Source organism: Mesorhizobium sp. P5_C1, assembly GCF_054049815.1.
Window position 1 is genome coordinate 20281 of record NZ_JBFULQ010000006.1, and the last position, 14082, is coordinate 34362.

General features: G+C 63.7%; 19 protein-coding genes. 8 read left to right on the forward strand and 11 right to left on the reverse strand.

What is annotated here, in order from left to right:
- Positions 1–2: 2 nt before the first annotated feature.
- Together ACXJ7R_RS01400 and ACXJ7R_RS01405 are read left to right on the forward strand one after the other, a co-directional pair.
- Entirely contained in the window at positions 3–710 is a 708-nt protein-coding gene (locus ACXJ7R_RS01400) for an ABC transporter ATP-binding protein (protein WP_457150236.1), read from the forward strand.
- A 2-nt stretch (positions 711–712) separates the two neighbouring features.
- Complete coding sequence (locus ACXJ7R_RS01405) at positions 713–1930, forward strand: ABC transporter permease (RefSeq protein WP_457150237.1); 1218 nt, start codon at positions 713–715, stop codon at positions 1928–1930.
- A gap of 86 nt (positions 1931–2016) precedes the next feature.
- Here the strand turns inward: ACXJ7R_RS01405 and ACXJ7R_RS01410 are convergent, their stop codons facing one another.
- Positions 2017–2532, reverse strand: a complete 516-nt coding sequence (locus ACXJ7R_RS01410) for an SRPBCC family protein (RefSeq protein WP_457150238.1) — start codon at positions 2530–2532, stop codon at positions 2017–2019.
- Positions 2510–2875 (reverse strand): ArsR/SmtB family transcription factor, encoded by a 366-nt coding sequence (locus ACXJ7R_RS01415; protein ID WP_457150239.1) that lies wholly within the window; start codon positions 2873–2875, stop codon positions 2510–2512. The genes ACXJ7R_RS01410 and ACXJ7R_RS01415 overlap by 23 nt, the downstream gene beginning before the upstream one ends.
- Before the next feature lie 168 nt (positions 2876–3043).
- Here ACXJ7R_RS01415 and ACXJ7R_RS01420 point away from each other — a divergent pair, with 168 nt between their 5' ends.
- Positions 3044–3286: a hypothetical protein gene (locus ACXJ7R_RS01420; protein ID WP_457150240.1), complete on the forward strand. Its 243-nt coding sequence runs from the start codon at positions 3044–3046 to the stop codon at positions 3284–3286.
- Here ACXJ7R_RS01420 and ACXJ7R_RS01425 read toward each other — a convergent pair.
- Both ACXJ7R_RS01425 and ACXJ7R_RS01430 read right to left on the reverse strand, forming a co-directional pair.
- A complete protein-coding gene (locus tag ACXJ7R_RS01425) occupies positions 3283–3999 on the reverse strand; it encodes a hypothetical protein (RefSeq protein ID WP_457150241.1) in 717 nt (238 codons plus the stop codon). The genes ACXJ7R_RS01420 and ACXJ7R_RS01425 overlap by 4 nt on opposite strands.
- A 7-nt stretch (positions 4000–4006) precedes the next feature.
- Entirely contained in the window at positions 4007–5119 is a 1113-nt protein-coding gene (locus tag ACXJ7R_RS01430) for an endonuclease/exonuclease/phosphatase family protein (RefSeq protein WP_457150242.1), read from the reverse strand.
- A 186-nt stretch (positions 5120–5305) separates the two neighbouring features.
- Between ACXJ7R_RS01430 and ACXJ7R_RS01435 the strand changes: the two genes are divergently transcribed.
- Positions 5306–5863, forward strand: coding sequence for a BA14K family protein (locus tag ACXJ7R_RS01435; protein WP_457150243.1), 558 nt, complete (start codon positions 5306–5308; stop codon positions 5861–5863).
- 197 nt (positions 5864–6060) lie between these two features.
- On the opposite strand, the gene ilvC is transcribed toward ACXJ7R_RS01435, so the two are convergent.
- Both ilvC and ACXJ7R_RS01445 read right to left on the reverse strand, forming a co-directional pair.
- A complete protein-coding gene (gene ilvC, locus ACXJ7R_RS01440; RefSeq protein WP_095087167.1) occupies positions 6061–7080 on the reverse strand; it encodes a ketol-acid reductoisomerase in 1020 nt (339 codons plus the stop codon).
- A gap of 24 nt (positions 7081–7104) precedes the next feature.
- Complete coding sequence (locus tag ACXJ7R_RS01445; RefSeq protein WP_457150244.1) at positions 7105–7758, reverse strand: TetR/AcrR family transcriptional regulator; 654 nt, start codon at positions 7756–7758, stop codon at positions 7105–7107.
- 157 nt (positions 7759–7915) lie between these two features.
- Here ACXJ7R_RS01445 and ACXJ7R_RS01450 point away from each other — a divergent pair, with 157 nt between their 5' ends.
- Positions 7916–8347, forward strand: coding sequence for a DUF1772 domain-containing protein (locus ACXJ7R_RS01450; protein WP_457150253.1), 432 nt, complete (start codon positions 7916–7918; stop codon positions 8345–8347).
- A 14-nt stretch (positions 8348–8361) separates the two neighbouring features.
- Here ACXJ7R_RS01450 and ACXJ7R_RS01455 read toward each other — a convergent pair whose 3' ends face one another.
- The gene (locus ACXJ7R_RS01455; RefSeq protein ID WP_457150245.1) at positions 8362–8820 is read right to left on the reverse strand and encodes a MarR family winged helix-turn-helix transcriptional regulator; all 459 of its coding nucleotides are present in this window, start codon (positions 8818–8820) and stop codon (positions 8362–8364) included.
- Positions 8821–8916: 96 nt separating this feature from the next.
- Between ACXJ7R_RS01455 and ACXJ7R_RS01460 the strand changes: the two genes are divergently transcribed.
- Together ACXJ7R_RS01460 and ACXJ7R_RS01465 are read left to right on the forward strand one after the other, a co-directional pair.
- Positions 8917–9222, forward strand: coding sequence for a Rieske (2Fe-2S) protein (locus ACXJ7R_RS01460; protein WP_457150246.1), 306 nt, complete (start codon positions 8917–8919; stop codon positions 9220–9222).
- Between the two features lies 1 nt (position 9223).
- Positions 9224–9937 (forward strand): glutathione S-transferase family protein, encoded by a 714-nt coding sequence (locus tag ACXJ7R_RS01465; protein ID WP_457150247.1) that lies wholly within the window; start codon positions 9224–9226, stop codon positions 9935–9937.
- On the opposite strand, the gene ACXJ7R_RS01470 is transcribed toward ACXJ7R_RS01465, so the two are convergent.
- Together ACXJ7R_RS01470 and ACXJ7R_RS01475 are read right to left on the reverse strand one after the other, a co-directional pair.
- Positions 9900–11084: an FAD-dependent oxidoreductase gene (locus ACXJ7R_RS01470; protein ID WP_457150248.1), complete on the reverse strand. Its 1185-nt coding sequence runs from the start codon at positions 11082–11084 to the stop codon at positions 9900–9902. The two genes, ACXJ7R_RS01465 and ACXJ7R_RS01470, sit on opposite strands and share 38 nt — an antisense overlap.
- A 143-nt stretch (positions 11085–11227) precedes the next feature.
- Complete coding sequence (locus ACXJ7R_RS01475; protein WP_457150249.1) at positions 11228–11638, reverse strand: winged helix-turn-helix transcriptional regulator; 411 nt, start codon at positions 11636–11638, stop codon at positions 11228–11230.
- A 136-nt stretch (positions 11639–11774) separates the two neighbouring features.
- On the opposite strand from ACXJ7R_RS01475, the gene ACXJ7R_RS01480 reads away from it, so the two are divergent.
- A complete protein-coding gene (locus ACXJ7R_RS01480) occupies positions 11775–12665 on the forward strand; it encodes an SDR family oxidoreductase (protein ID WP_457150250.1) in 891 nt (296 codons plus the stop codon).
- 44 nt (positions 12666–12709) lie between these two features.
- On the opposite strand, the gene ACXJ7R_RS01485 is transcribed toward ACXJ7R_RS01480, so the two are convergent.
- The gene (locus ACXJ7R_RS01485) at positions 12710–13750 is read right to left on the reverse strand and encodes an SDR family oxidoreductase (RefSeq protein WP_457150251.1); all 1041 of its coding nucleotides are present in this window, start codon (positions 13748–13750) and stop codon (positions 12710–12712) included.
- 35 nt (positions 13751–13785) lie between these two features.
- Positions 13786–14082, reverse strand: a 297-nt coding sequence (locus tag ACXJ7R_RS01490) for a KUP/HAK/KT family potassium transporter (protein ID WP_457150252.1), incomplete at its 5' end; no start/stop codon positions are given.

The following is a 14082-nucleotide window of genomic DNA, read 5'->3' on the forward strand; positions in this document are numbered from 1 at the left end:
CCGTGGCTGCCGGTGCTGCCCTCATCACCTTCGACAAGGTCTGGAAGACCTACGGCCAGGGCGAAGCCAAGGTCCATGCGCTGGCCGGCGTCGATCTTGCCATCCGGCGCGGCGAATTCGTCGCCATCATGGGCCCATCCGGCTCCGGCAAGTCGACGGCGATGAACATCATCGGCTGCCTAGACACGCCGACGGCCGGCACCTATTCCTTCATGGGCATCGACGCCGGCCGGCTCGACCGCAACCGCCGCGCCATGCTGCGCAACCTCTATGTCGGCTTCGTCTTCCAGGGCTACAATCTCTTGGCCCGCACCACGGCAGCTGAAAATGTCGAACTACCGCTGATCTATCGCGGCGTTGCCGCTCACGAGCGCCGCGATCTTGCCATGCAGGCGCTGTCCCAGGTCGGCCTTGTCGGCCGCGAGCACCACACGCCTGCCGAACTGTCCGGYGGCCAGCAGCAGCGCGTGGCGATCGCGCGCGCCATCGTCACAAGGCCCACGCTGCTCGTCGCCGACGAGCCGACCGGCAATCTCGACACCGCGCGCACGCACGAGATCATGGAGTTGCTGACGCAGCTCAACACCGAACTTGGCCTGACCATCGCCATGGTCACGCATGAGGCCGACGTCGCCGGCTATGCCGAGCGCACCATTCGCTTCCTCGACGGCCACGTCGCTTCCGATTCCATGAAGCTGGAGACGGCGTAACCATGATCTGGGAAACTGTCCGCCTCTCCTTGCGCTCGATCCGCCGCAACGTGCTGCGTTCGTTCCTGACATTGCTCGGCATCGTCATTGGCGTTGCCGCCGTCATTGCCATGCTCACCATCGGCTCCGGCACCACGCAAAAGGTCAAGGCCGACATCTCCAAGCTCGGCAGCAACCTGCTGGTCGTCCGCTCCGGCCGCCCGGCCGGGCCAGGCGGTCCGGGCGGGCTCGACCAGGTGGTCCGTCCGCTGGCCGAAAAGGACCTCGCGGCACTGGTCGCGCATCTAACCGGCGCGCGCGCCATTTCGCCGGCCTCGCAAAAGCAGGTCCGCGTCATCTTCGGCACCGAAAGCCTGACCTCGGGCGTCACCGGCACCGACAGCGCATATCTCGATGCGCGCGACTGGAAGCTGGTTTCCGGCCGTCCGTTCAGCGATTCCGAAACCCGCTCCGGCACCGGCGTCTGCCTGATCGGCGAGACGGTGCGCCAGCAATTCTTCGGCGCCGGTGACCCGGAAGGTGAGTTCATCCGCGTCAACCGCACCTCCTGCAAGATCATCGGGCTGCTCGAGCCCAAGGGCTATACCGGCTTCGGCCAGGACCAGGACAATGTGGTGCTGATGCCGCTGCATGCCTATCAGCGCCGCATCGCCGGCAACCGCGACATCGACAACATCTACATCGCCGCCGACGACACGACGCCGACCAGCGAGTTGCAGCCGCGCGTCGAGGACATTTTGCGCGATATCAGGCGTGTCACCCCCGACCGCGAGAGCGATTTCGCCATCCGCGACATGACCCAGATCGCCGACGCCATGGCCAGCGCCACCACCACCATGACCGGCATGCTGGGCGCGGTTGCCGGCGTCAGCCTGCTGGTCGGCGGCATCGGCATCATGAACATCATGCTGGTCTCGGTCACCGAGCGGACGCGCGAGATCGGCATCCGGCTCGCCATCGGCGCCCATGAAAAGCACATCCTCATCCAGTTCCTGGTCGAGGCGACGGTGCTGTCGCTGCTCGGCGGCATCATCGGCATCCTGATCGGCCTGGCGCTGGCCGGCCTCGCCTCGGTGGCGCTGACCATTCCCTTCGCGCCAAGCCCGGCGGTCATCCTGCTCGCCGTCGGTTTTTCGGCGCTGATCGGCATGGTGTTCGGCTTCTTTCCGGCGCTGCGCGGCGCCAGGCTCGATCCGATCGACGCGCTGCGGCACGAGTAGGCCCAGGCCAGCTCCCCACGGCGATCTCGCCGGGGGGCTGTTCCGTGTCGTGAATTCCCATGCGACCGACCGCGAGATCAAGGGCCTCATGACCCTCCCAAGTTCGCGCCCAGGGTGACGAGGAGCTCGTCCAGTTGCTCGAACTGCTCGCCCATCGCATCCGCCGCCCCGGTCCCGGCAGCGTCGAGAGCTTCCTTCGAGGGATAGAGTTCGTGCAGGACCAGCAGCGTCTTGCCACCCTTTTCCTCGAAGGTCACCGTGGTGACGGGTCCAACGTCACCACCTTCGTCATTGGTCCAGACGAGGCGCGAGTGCGGTGTCACTTCGATATACCTGCCGAAGAACTCGTCAGAGTTTGAGGCATCGTGGCCGAACACCAGACGGTAGGTGCCACCGGTACGAACATCCATCTCACAGGAACGCAGGAACATGCCCATCGACTTCGGCGCCCACCACTGCTTGAACAGTTCGGGCTTGGTCCACGCCTCGAACACGATGCGCGCCGGGCCGTTGACGGTTCGCGTAACGACCAGCTCTCGGTCGGACTTCCGTTCGACCGTCGTGCGGTTGTTCATGGGCTCACTCTCGCTTTTTTTGTCCATCGACTTTCTCCTTCCGTTTCAATTCCTCGACAACCTTGTCCAATTCGTCGAAGCGTGCGTCCCAGAGCTGGCGGTACCTCTCGATCCATGCCGCCTCTTCCTCCAGTCGGCGCAGGCCGAGCTTGCAGGTCCGCACGCGCCCGACCTTCTCGGTGATGACGAGCCCCGCCTGCTCCAAGACGCCGACATGCTTCTTCATGCCCGTGAGGGTCATGTGAAACTTCTCGGCAAGCTCCGTGATCGAAGCATCGGAACGTCCGAGCTGCTCCAGAACGCCGCGTCGGGTGGTGTCCGAGAGCGCGGCGAACGAGGCATCAAGATGGGGGCGAAAATAGTGAACCATGTGGTTCAGTATTTAGCAGACGCATTGGCGACATGCAACAGGGGTACCCGGCGCGCTGCGTGCTCGCCGCCATCGCTTCCAAATCGACCTCATTTCGATGCAGATTCGATCGACTCGGCGATCTCCAGGCCCTAAGGCAAGATATCTCTGGTCGGGGGCRAACAGCACATGAGCAAGAAGGCACGACTGATCCTGGCGATGGTCGTCATCGAAGCAGTCCTTGCAGGCATCTGGTGGTATCTCGCCCGCTTCGGCATGGCCGATCCCGATCGGGTTACCGCCGATTTCCAGACAGTGGTCGGACAGACCATGGGAATGGCGATGGGCGGCTTGCTGGGTCTTGGCTTTATCTTGTTCTTCGTCGCCGCCCGCAACGATCGCAAGGCGGCGCAGGACAAGACGCTTCGCTAGTCCACGCCCGCAAAATGCCACTCGACCAGCGGCTTCATATGCGCCGCCAATCCGTCCGGCAGGTCGGCGGCGTGGCGGATGATGACCGGCCCATCGATTTCCGGCTCGGTCTCGGTGGCGACGAAGGCTGAGATTCGCCGGGCAATTTCGTCGGCCGGAGCAGTCTCGCGATAGCGGCGGAAGATCACCGTACCGCTGGCCGTCGACAGGACGTGGTAGCGCTTGCCGCGTGACGCGTCCGACAGATCGAGACCGGTCTCCTCGCGCACCTCGCGGATCATGTTGAAATCGACGTCGACCTGGCCGTCGCGAAAGTCGATGGGCTCGAACGAGCCGGCGGCGAAATAGACGCGCCCGGCATTGACCGTGTGCGAGCCCATGCGGATCGCCACCAGCGCATTGTCGCCGGCCACCAGCACGGCATGGGCATAGGCATGTTCGGCGCCCGAATTCTCACGCCGCTTACGCCAAAGCATGAAGGTGGAGTAGTTGACCGCATGGCAGCGGCCGACAAGACGGTTGTCGCGATAGGTGAGTTGCGACAGCAGCACCACCGTGCCGTCGAACAGCGCCGGCTTGGCTGCCAGCTCGCGCTGCCAGTTCTCGACGATAGCCTCCGCATTGTCCAGTGCGAACGGGTGCGGGCTGGGATCGAGCCGGACGTCGACGGCATCGACCGGCAGGATGACATTGCGCGGCAGGTCGAAACTCATCGGCGTATCAGGTCATGTCCAAGGTGATCGCCACGGGACAATGATCGGATGCCTTCGGCCTGTCCCAGCCGGCGCGCGGAAACCGGTCGACCTCCTGGCCGGGCGGGAAAATCGTGCGCCAGGGCTGGCCGTTCCGGATGATGTCTGGAACGGCCGTCGCGTTGCTGGCGGCGAGCCCTTTCGACAACAGGATGTAGTCGAGCTGGCACAGATGCCGTTCTTCCGGTCCGCGCGTGTGGTAGAAACTCCAGCGGTTCATCTCCGGCCGCCGCTCGACGACGTTTTCGCAGAAGCCGCCTGCTGTCAGCACGTTGATGCAGGACTGGTTCTCGTTGACCACCTCGAAGCGGTGGCCGTCGATCGCGTCGCCGGCGATCTTCACGCGTTGCCGGTAATCATTCATGTCGCCGCAGATCGCCCATCGCTTGTCGGCGGCATGGTCCTTGCCAAAACGCTCCTCGATGATCCGGCGCACGGCTTGAGCCTCGGCGATGCGCACCGGCATCGTCGCTTCGCGTCCGTCTAGCCCGTTGCGGGGCGAGCCCATCGACTTGAAGTGCACCAGATAAAGCGTCAGCGGTACACCGCCCACGGTCACGTCGACTTCCAGGCAGTCGCGCCGGAAGATGCGCTCGTTGGCCTGGTTGCCGAGTGCCTCGAGTTCCGGCGTGTGCAGCCCGAACTGTTCGTAGGTGACGTAGGCATGGCTGGTCATGCGCACGAATTCGATCAACTGGCCCTGCGCGGTCTCGTTGCGCATCATCACGGCAACGTCGATGCCGCGCGAATCATTGCCCGAAGTGGTGTATTTCTGCCGGTAGCCCTGCCCCACCATCTTGAACAGATAGCCATATTCGAAGGCCTTCAGTGCCTCGATATTGTCGACCTCCTGCATGCAGATGATGTCGGCGCGGGTGGCCGCGATCGCCAGCGCCGTCAGCTGGCGCGTATCGTCGGACTGGGCGATGGCGCGCGCCTGCTCCAGCATCTTGTATTCCGCCTCGCTCTGGATATCGAACAGCGCCAGCGTGCGATCCTCGTTGAGCTGGTTGCGATAGCCGGAAAAATCGAACCTGTTCATCAGGTTCTCGACATTGAAGGTGGCGAGGCGCAGCGACATGTCATGACCTTTGCCCGCAAGCGCGGCGGAAAACAAGGTCGCAGGACCGCCAGCGGAGATCGATCGGTCCTGACGCCACTCGCGCCATGGTTGACGGAACCTTTCCGTTCATCCGCCGTTCAGATGCAAACATCCACAATAGGCCCCCTAAAATAGGCGTGGGGCCTGTGTCTCTTGGAGAGTGCAATGAACTCGCTCTTTTCTTCCACGGTCAAATCCGGGCTGATAGCCCTCGGTATCCTGTCCGGCGTCACGGCGCCGTCCGCCGCAGGGCCGATGATGCAGCCCGACGTGTCGATCCCCGCCAGCACTGCGGCGCCGATGGTGGTTCGCGAAGGCTGGGCGGGCGGCAACAATGGCGGCAATTGGAGATGGCGCCGGTCGGGCAATTGGAATGGCGGAAACGGACACTGGAACGGTGGCCACGGACACTGGAATGGCGGCGGCGGAAACTGGAACAATGGAGACAATTGGCGTTGGCGCCATGGTCGCCATCATTATCACGGCGGCGGCTACTACGATGACGGCGCGGCTGCCCTTCTAGGCCTTGGCCTTGGGCTCGGCATCGGCAGCATGTACAACAACTACAATTACTACGACGCGCCACCGCGCCGCTACTACCGCACGCGGGTTTCGAGCGCCCATGTCCAATGGTGCTATAACCGCTACCGGTCGTATCGCGCCTGGGACAACACGTTCCAGCCCTATGGCGGCCCGCGTCAGCAGTGCTACTCGCCCTATTGACGAGCTAGTCTGTAGCGGAGCCCTGACATGACAAACGGCGCCATGTGGCGCCGTTTTTCATTTTCAGCTCTTCGAACCCAAGGACTTCGAGCGCAAGGTTCAGTTCTTGGCCTTGTCGACCAGCTTGTTCTTGGAAATCCCCGCGTGCCCGCAGGGCGAAGCCCGAGGACACGCAAAGGCAAGAACGTGGATTTAACTTAGTTCTTGGCCTTGTCGACCAGCTTGTTCTTGGAAATCCACGGCATCATCGCGCGCAGCTTGGCGCCGACTTCCTCGATCTGGTGGCTGTCATTGTTGCGGCGAATGCCCTTGAAGCGCGACATGCCGGCGCGATATTCCTGCATCCATTCCGAGGTGAACTTGCCGGTCTGGATGTCCTTCAGGACGCGCTTCATCTCGGCCTTGGTCTCGGCGGTGATGATGCGCGGGCCGGAGACATATTCGCCCCATTCGGCGGTGTTCGAGATCGAATAGTTCATGTTGGCGATGCCGCCTTCATAGATCAGGTCGACGATCAACTTGACCTCGTGCAGGCACTCGAAATAGGCCATTTCCGGCGCATAACCGGCTTCCACCAGCGTCTCGAAGCCGGCGCGGATCAACTCGACCAGGCCGCCGCACAGCACGACCTGCTCGCCGAACAAGTCGGTCTCGCACTCCTCGCGGAAATTGGTCTCGATGATGCCCGAACGGCCGCCGCCGACGCCGCAGGCATAGGACAGCGCCAAGTCAAGCGCATTGCCCGAGGCGTCCTGGTTGACGGCGACCAGGCACGGCACGCCGCCGCCCTTCTGGTATTCGCCGCGCACCGTGTGGCCAGGGCCCTTCGGCGCAATCATGACGACGTCGACCGAGGCCTTCGGCTCGATCAGGCCGAAATGCACATTGAGGCCGTGCGCGAAGGCGATTGCAGCGCCGTCACGAATGTTCGGCGCGATCTCGTTGCGATAGATGTCGGCCTGCAGCTCGTCAGGCGTCGCCATCATCATCAGGTCGGCCCATTTGGCCGCGTCCGCCACGCTCATCACCTTGAGACCGTCGGCCTCGACCTTCTTGGCGGTCGCCGAGCCGGCCTTGAGGCCGATGGCGATATCCTTGGCGCCCGAATCCTTGAGGTTGAGCGCGTGCGCCCTGCCCTGGCTGCCATAGCCGATGATAGCAACCTTCTTGCCCTTGATCAGATTGAGATCGGCATCGCGATCGTAATAGACACGCATTTTGTCTTCCTTCCCGGTTATGAATCAGAGGCCTTGCGGCCGGTTGTTGCTCTTGAAAAGAGCGAGAAACTGCTGCGTCGCCCGCGCGGCATCGCCGCCGATCGCCGCCTCAGTCAATTCCAGCCGGTCGCCGAGCAGCAGACGTATCTGCACGTCGCGGGCGACCAGCCCGAAAAAGGTTCGGAACGCCGTCTCTGCATCCGCAAAGTCGAGCAGTCCAGCCTGTCGTCCGGCCTCAAGCAGCGGCTTCAGCCGCTTGGCCAAAGCGAAGCGGCCATTCTCCAGCACCACGGCGCCAAGGTTATCCTTGCCGGAACCAGCATGACTGACCGCTACGCGGTTGAGCGCGATCGAGGTGTCGCTCGAAATAACCTTCAGCCAGTCGGAAGCGAAGCGTTCGAGGCTTGCGGTCAGCGACACAAGATCGAGCCCCTTGCCATCGACTTGCGCCACCCGCACCTTGGACGCCTGCCACTGCACCGTCGCCGTCAGCAGCCCGTCACGGTCGCCGAACCATTTGTAGAGCGTTTCCTTGGAGCAGCTTGCCCGACGCGCCACGGCGGTCATGGTCAGCTGATCGCCCTCCTCGACGAGCAGCCGCAGCGCTGCGTCGAGCACGGCTTTCTGCCGCTCCGTCAGCGCTTCGCTGGTGTCGATCTCGGGCACGATGTCCAACACGCTATTCTCTCGGCAGGTAAGGCCGGCCGGTCATTTTCGGCGAGCCGTACCGTACGTTACGGTTCGCCTCTTCTATGGCGTATTGTTCCCAGCCTTGCAAGCCCTATTTCTACCTGTATGGCGTCGGCGCCGGACGGCTTGCGCGGGGAAGAAGATGCTGATCGGATTGTTGGCCTTGACGGTTGCCGCCGTATTCTCTGGCGCCGCGATCTACGTCAGTGTCGCCGAGCAACCGGCGCGGCTTCGTATCGACGACAAGGCGCTGTTGCAGGAATGGCAACCTTCCTACAAGCGTGGCGCCGCCATGCAGGCGTCGATTGCCATTGTTGCTTGCGTTCTGGGTCTCATTGCCTGGTGGCAGACTGGCGGTTTCGCCTTTCTGGTCGGCGCGGTGCTGATCATCCTGCCCTGGCCGTGGACGCTGATCGCCATGATGCCGACCAACAGGGTGCTGGAGGCGATGGACGCAGGCGCCGGCAATCCGCAAGCCCGGTCCCTGATCGTCAAGTGGGGCGATCTGCACCGGGTTCGCGTGGCCCTTGGCGTGCTGGCGACATTGGCCTTTCTCTGGGGCAGTCATTCGGCCTGACCGGCGCCAGATCATCAGTCCGCAAGGGGAGGATAGCGCAATCGACCCAGGAGTGCCGACACCATGTTCAGCTCATCAGCGGAGAGTTTGGCACCGACCAGTTCGGTAATCGATCGCCCATAGACAGCCCACATCTGGCGACGCATCTCGCGGCCCCTGGCCGTGATACGGATGGTCTGGCCGCGGCCGTCATCGGCCACCGGCAGTTTCTCGACCACCCCGTCTGCCTCGAGCCGGGCCAGCAGCCGCGAGACGTTGTATTGCGCAAACAAAGTGCGCTCGATCACCTGAAACGGCCGCAAGCCGCCCTCACCCGCCTCGGCGAGTTCGTGCAGCACGTCGTACCAGGCAAGTGGTGGCAGGCCGCTTTCCTTCAGCGCGTCTTCAGCACTTTCCACGAGCTGGCGCGAAACGCGCATCAGGCGGGCCCAGGCCGTGATGGCCTCGGGCGAAGGCATGGCTTTCTCAGTCATGGCCCACCATAGGCGATAGATGCAATTGCATCAAGCTTGACGGTCAATGCAGATGCATCTATATAGATGCAATTGCATCAACTTTGAGAACGCGTCATGAAACACGAAATCTGCAAGGTCGCCGACATTCCGCAGACGGGCAGCCTGATCGCCCCGTTCTTCGGCCGCGAGGTCCATGTCTACCGCAGCGGCGAGCGCATCCGCGCCGCCGCCAATGTCTGTCTGCACTTTGGTGGCCCGCTCGACTGCAAGGACGGCAGGTTGGTCTGCCAATGGCATGGCGCCTCGTTCGACATGGCCAGCGGCGACCGCGTCGACGGTCCGGCGCCAAAGGATTCCCGCCTGATGTTCTTGTCGACGCGCGTCGAGGACGGCGCGTTGAACTATGTCTGGGGAGAGTGAGATGACCGACAAGCTCATTCTCGTCAGCCATCCTCTCTGCCCCTATGTGCAGCGCGCGGCAATTTCACTGGCCGAAAAGGGCGTGCCGTTCGAGCGCGTCGATATCGACCTCGCCAACAAGCCGGCCTGGTTCAGAGCGATCTCGCCGCTCGGCAAGGTGCCGCTGCTGCGCGTGCAGCGAAATGGCGAGGAAACGGTGATCTTCGAATCCGCTGTCATTCTCGAATTCCTCGAAGAGACACAAGCCAATCCACTCCACCCCGCCGACCCCTATGCCCGCGCCCGGCATCGTGCCTGGATCGAGTTCGGCTCGGCAATCCTCAACGCCATCGGCCGGTTCTATTCGGCCACGACGGAGGCCGGCTTCCTCGCCGAAACCAGCGCGCTGTCGGCGATGTTCGATCGTCTCGAAGCCGAACTGGCGGACACCGAACGGAACGGACCATGGTTCGCCGGCGAGCACTTCTCGCTTGTCGACGCCGTCCACGGCCCTGTTTTCAGATATCTCGACGTGTTCGACCGGATCGGCGATTTCGGCATTCTGGACGGCAAGCCGTTCGTCCGGGCCTGGCGTCAGGCGTTGAGGGAGCGTCCGTCGATCAGGCAGGCCGTCGCGCCGGACTACCCGCAGCGCCTGCATACCTTTCTGCGGGCGAAGAAGTCGCAACTCACGACGATTATTCAGCGGAACGATCTGGCCATCGCGCTTCCTTGAGCCCGATACACCTGAACGGATCAACCACCGTGCCGGCCACCATCGAGGCAAGGAACTGTGGCGCCGGCGGGACTCTTGCCACCGTCGCCACCAGCCTGTCGCGGATGAAGGGCAGCGCCATGGAGTCCGACTGGTAGAAGGGCGTGAACGCCAGCGACAGCGCCTGGAAGACACGCACGTGCCACCGCCGTGCCTTCGCATAGGCTTCAAGTGCCGCCTCGACGTCTGGCGTCCGCGCCAGCGCATGGCTGAGCGCGGCCGCATCGAGCAGCGCCATGTTCGCCCCTTGCCCCAGCTGCGGACTGGTCGAATGCGCGGCGTCGCCGATGACGGCCAGCCGCCGCCCGGCCGGCCGCTTCATCGTGTGGTGGCCGTAGCGCGCCAGCGAAAGTTGGTCGAAATCCTCGATCTGGCTGGTGTATGCCTCGCTCTCGGGCCACAGCCGAACCACCCTCTCCTTCCAGGCGTCGAGGCCCCGGTTGCGCACCTCATCGGCGTCCGCCGGCTTCAGGCTCCAGAAGAAGGCCGCCATCTTTTCAGCGCCCGGCTGCGGCCGGCCGATCGGCAGCACCCCGATCATCACGCTGGCCTTGTCGTAGCGCTGCAATAGCGCGTGCTCGTCGAAACCTTCATCGCGCCAGCGCAGCGAGGCCCAGAACGCGCCGTAGGTGAGCGGCCGTGGCGCGCCTGCATTGCCCGTGCACTGCCGCAGCTTCGAGCGTGAGCCGCTGGCGTCGACGACGAAGTCGAACGGCCCTTCCCTGCGGCCGTTGCCACAGACCAGCGTTGCCCGTTCGCCGGTCTCCAGAGTCTCGATCTCGACACCTGTCTCGATGGCGATCGCTTCGCGCTGCACAGCACGAAAGAGCACGCCGAACAGAGCCGCCCGATGCACCGCCAGCCCGAAGCGGTGGCCGCGCTGGGCATCATAGCGGACGTCGAGAACAGTGCGGCCGGTGGCGGCATCGGCGCCATGCAGTCGGTCGATACGGCTGCCAAGCGCCAGTATGTCGTCGAGCAGGCCGAGATCAGCCAACACCGTCAGCCCGGTCGGCTGCAGGATCAGCCCGGAACCGACCGGCTTCGGCTCCTCGAAGCGCTCGAACATGGTGACCTTGTGCCCGGCGCGCTTGAGATAGAGCGCCATGGCGAGCCCCGCCGGGCCGGCCCCGGCAATCGCGATATCGTAGGAAATGCCAATGCCCCCAAAGCCGAACTCGCCGGACAGTCCTTCAGCGGGCGGACTAAATCAAGCCGCAGCCCTTGGCTTTGTCCGCTTCGCTGGCCGGCTCACCCTTGGGCCGCATCAAAACCGGCGCGCGCGTTGCGCACCGCGTCGTGGTTGAGCTCAGCCCACAGGATCAGCTGGTGCAAGGCGCCGAACATCGAGCGTCCAAGGTCGGTAAGGCTGTATTCAACGCTTGGCGGTTTGGTCGGGAACACTTCGCGATGCACATAGCCGTCGCGCTGCAGGTCGTAGAGCGTCTGGGTGAGCATGCGCTGTGAAATGTCGGGCACCAGCCGCCGCAGCTCGCCGAAGCGATAGGGCTGCTCGGCCAGTGCCGCCATCAACAGCGAGCTCCATTTGCCGTTCAGCCCCTGGATCACATCGCGGACCGGGCAATCGGCGATGTTGCCGCCATCGCTCAAGGATTTGTAGATCTCGAGCTTGGATCTGAGATTGACGATGGTGCTGTCCACGGCTGGTTCCCTGATTGTGCCTACCTCCCGAAAAACTGCCTTCTTTACGGCCACGGGTCAATTCCTATTTTAGTGCTGGTCTCTTTTTGAGACCACCTTTTGCCCCACTCCTCTCCGACCCATGCCAGGATATCCAATGAGCAAAACCCTCCTCGTCACCGGCGCTTCAGGCCAACTCGGCCGCAGCGTCATCAACCACCTGCTGGACACATTCAACGTCCCGGCGGCGCAGATCATCGCCACCACGCGCACGCCGGCCAACCTTGCCGACCTGGCGGCGCGCGGCGTTGTCGTCAGGGCCGCCGACTTCAACGATCCGGCATCACTTGCCAAGGCCTTCGCGGGCGCCGGCCGGGCGCTCATCATCTCGACCAACGAACTTGAGGTGCAGGGAAAGCGCCGTGAGCAGCAGCTCGCGGCCGTGACCGCGGCCAGCAAGGCCGGCGTCGCCCACCTGCTCTACACCTCGATGCCTAACCCCGAGCCGGGTTCACCGGTCCATTTCGCGCCCGACCACTACGACACCGAACAAGCGATCAAGGCGAGCGGCATTGCCTATACGATCTTCCGCAATGGCTGGTATGACGAGAACCTGTTCATGGCAACGCCGCAAATCCTGGCGTCGGGCCAATGGTACACGTCGGCGGGCGATGGCCGCATTTCCTATGGCGCGCGCGACGATCTCGCGGCGGCGATCGCCGCGGGGCTCGCCTCCGGCATCAACGAGAGCGCGACCTACACGCTGACCGGACCCCAGGCCTTTACGACCGCCGAGGTCGCGGCCCTTGTCACCGAAGTCACCGGCAAGCCCATCCAGGTCGTGCAGCTTTCCGACGACGCCCTGACCGAGGGCATGAAGGCAGCCGGCCTGCCTGAGCCCTTCGCCAAGCTTCTGGTGTCCTTCGACGCCACCACGCGGGGCGGCGGTCTTGGCATGGTGACGGACGCCGTGGAAAAGCTCTCCGGCCGCAAGTCGGTGTCGCTGAAGCAGTTCCTCGAGACCAACAAGGCTGCCTTGGCAGGCTGACGGTCAGGTGAGTGGTCCCGGAAGCCGAACCCCGGCTTCCGGCGCTACTTCGCCTTTTTGAGCAGACCGAGCCGGATGAGGCTTTCGCCGGTGGCAACCAGCGCGTCCTCGCGTGATCGCGGCGCCCAGCTTAGCAGGCGCACGGCCCTCGCTTTGGTTGCATTCTTGACCTTGCCCAATTCCGGCACCAACTGTGCGACTTCCGGGTTGAACAGGCCCACGATGCGCACCAGCCAATCGGGTAGTTCCCGCGTCGAGACGCGCGCCCCGGCATCGCCAAGCCGGGTTTTCAAAGTCTGCGCGATCTCCCGCACGGTCATGAAATCGCCGGCAACCGCCAGGAATCGTTTGCCCCTGGCGGCAGGATTGGTCATGGCACGCACATGCAGGTCCGCCACGTCGCGCACGTCGACAACGCCGAAGGACAGGCGCGGCAGCCCCGGCATGGCACCGTTCAACATACGCTGGACAAATTCGGTGGAGGTCGAATGGTCCGGGCCGAGCACCGGCCCGAAGATACCGACCGGATTGACGACCGCGAGTTCCAGTTTGCCACGCTCCGCGGCAATGAAATCCCAGGCGGCGCGTTCGGCGAGCGTCTTCGATTTCACATAGGCGCTAACCTTGGCCGTCGGATCGGTCCAGCTCTCCTCGGTGAACGGCTGCCCGCCGGGCGGCAGCTTGCCATAACCGATTGCCGCGAAGGACGAGGTCAGCACGACGCGCTTCACGTTCGCATCCCGCGCCGCGCGCAACACCCTGAGCGCACCCTCACGGGCCGGGATGATGAGGTCGTCTTCATGTTTCGGCACGCCGGGCGGAAATGGCGAGGCGACATGAAGCACATAGTCGCAACCGGCCACCGCATCCGGCCAGCCGGCATCGGCCATCAGATCGGCGACGGCAAACGAGAGCGCCGCCCCAGGCTCGGTGCCGCCTGCCTTGAGCATGGCCAAAACATCGGCTTCGCGTTTGGCCGAGCGCACGGTCGTGCGAACACGGTAGCCGGCGTTCAGCAGTTCGAGAATACAATGCGCGCCGAGGAAGCCGGAGCCACCGGTAACAAGCACCAATTCGCCGCTCATTCCCGCCTCCTCAACCGTTCATCGGCAAGGGCCCGTCAGATCGCCACCTGCGTACCGATCTCTACCACACGGCCGGTCGGGATCTGGAAATATTCGGTCGCGTCGGCCGCCGTACGCGCCAGGCCAATGAACAACCGGTCCTGCCAAACCGGCATGCCGGAATTGGGCGAGGCCTTGAGCGAACGTCGCGACAGGAAGAACGAGGTCGTCATGATGTCGAACTTCCAGCCCTGCTTGCGGCAGATCGCCAGCGCGCGAGGGATGTTGGGCTGCTCCATGTAGCCGAAGGTCAGCGTCACCCGCATGAACAGCTCGTTGACCGTCTCCATCTT

Bases quoted from the DNA above. Each gene is read 5' to 3' on its own strand.
- ACXJ7R_RS01405 (WP_457150237.1), top strand. From the start codon at position 713: ATGATCTGGGAAACTGTCCGCCTCTCCTTGCGCTCGATCCGCCGCAAC.
- ACXJ7R_RS01410 (WP_457150238.1), bottom strand. From the start codon at position 2,532: ATGGACAAAAAAAGCGAGAGTGAGCCCATGAACAACCGCACGACGGTC.
- ACXJ7R_RS01415 (WP_457150239.1), bottom strand. From the start codon at position 2,875: ATGGTTCACTATTTTCGCCCCCATCTTGATGCCTCGTTCGCCGCGCTC.
- ACXJ7R_RS01420 (WP_457150240.1), top strand. From the start codon at position 3,044: ATGAGCAAGAAGGCACGACTGATCCTGGCGATGGTCGTCATCGAAGCA.
- ACXJ7R_RS01425 (WP_457150241.1), bottom strand. From the start codon at position 3,999: ATGAGTTTCGACCTGCCGCGCAATGTCATCCTGCCGGTCGATGCCGTC.
- ACXJ7R_RS01430 (WP_457150242.1), bottom strand. From the start codon at position 5,119: ATGTCGCTGCGCCTCGCCACCTTCAATGTCGAGAACCTGATGAACAGG.
- ACXJ7R_RS01435 (WP_457150243.1), top strand. From the start codon at position 5,306: ATGAACTCGCTCTTTTCTTCCACGGTCAAATCCGGGCTGATAGCCCTC.
- ilvC (WP_095087167.1), bottom strand. From the start codon at position 7,080: ATGCGTGTCTATTACGATCGCGATGCCGATCTCAATCTGATCAAGGGC.
- ACXJ7R_RS01455 (WP_457150245.1), bottom strand. From the start codon at position 8,820: ATGACTGAGAAAGCCATGCCTTCGCCCGAGGCCATCACGGCCTGGGCC.
- ACXJ7R_RS01460 (WP_457150246.1), top strand. From the start codon at position 8,917: ATGAAACACGAAATCTGCAAGGTCGCCGACATTCCGCAGACGGGCAGC.
- ACXJ7R_RS01465 (WP_457150247.1), top strand. From the start codon at position 9,224: ATGACCGACAAGCTCATTCTCGTCAGCCATCCTCTCTGCCCCTATGTG.
- ACXJ7R_RS01470 (WP_457150248.1), bottom strand. From the start codon at position 11,084: ATGGCGCTCTATCTCAAGCGCGCCGGGCACAAGGTCACCATGTTCGAG.
- ACXJ7R_RS01480 (WP_457150250.1), top strand. From the start codon at position 11,775: ATGAGCAAAACCCTCCTCGTCACCGGCGCTTCAGGCCAACTCGGCCGC.
- ACXJ7R_RS01485 (WP_457150251.1), bottom strand. From the start codon at position 13,750: ATGAGCGGCGAATTGGTGCTTGTTACCGGTGGCTCCGGCTTCCTCGGC.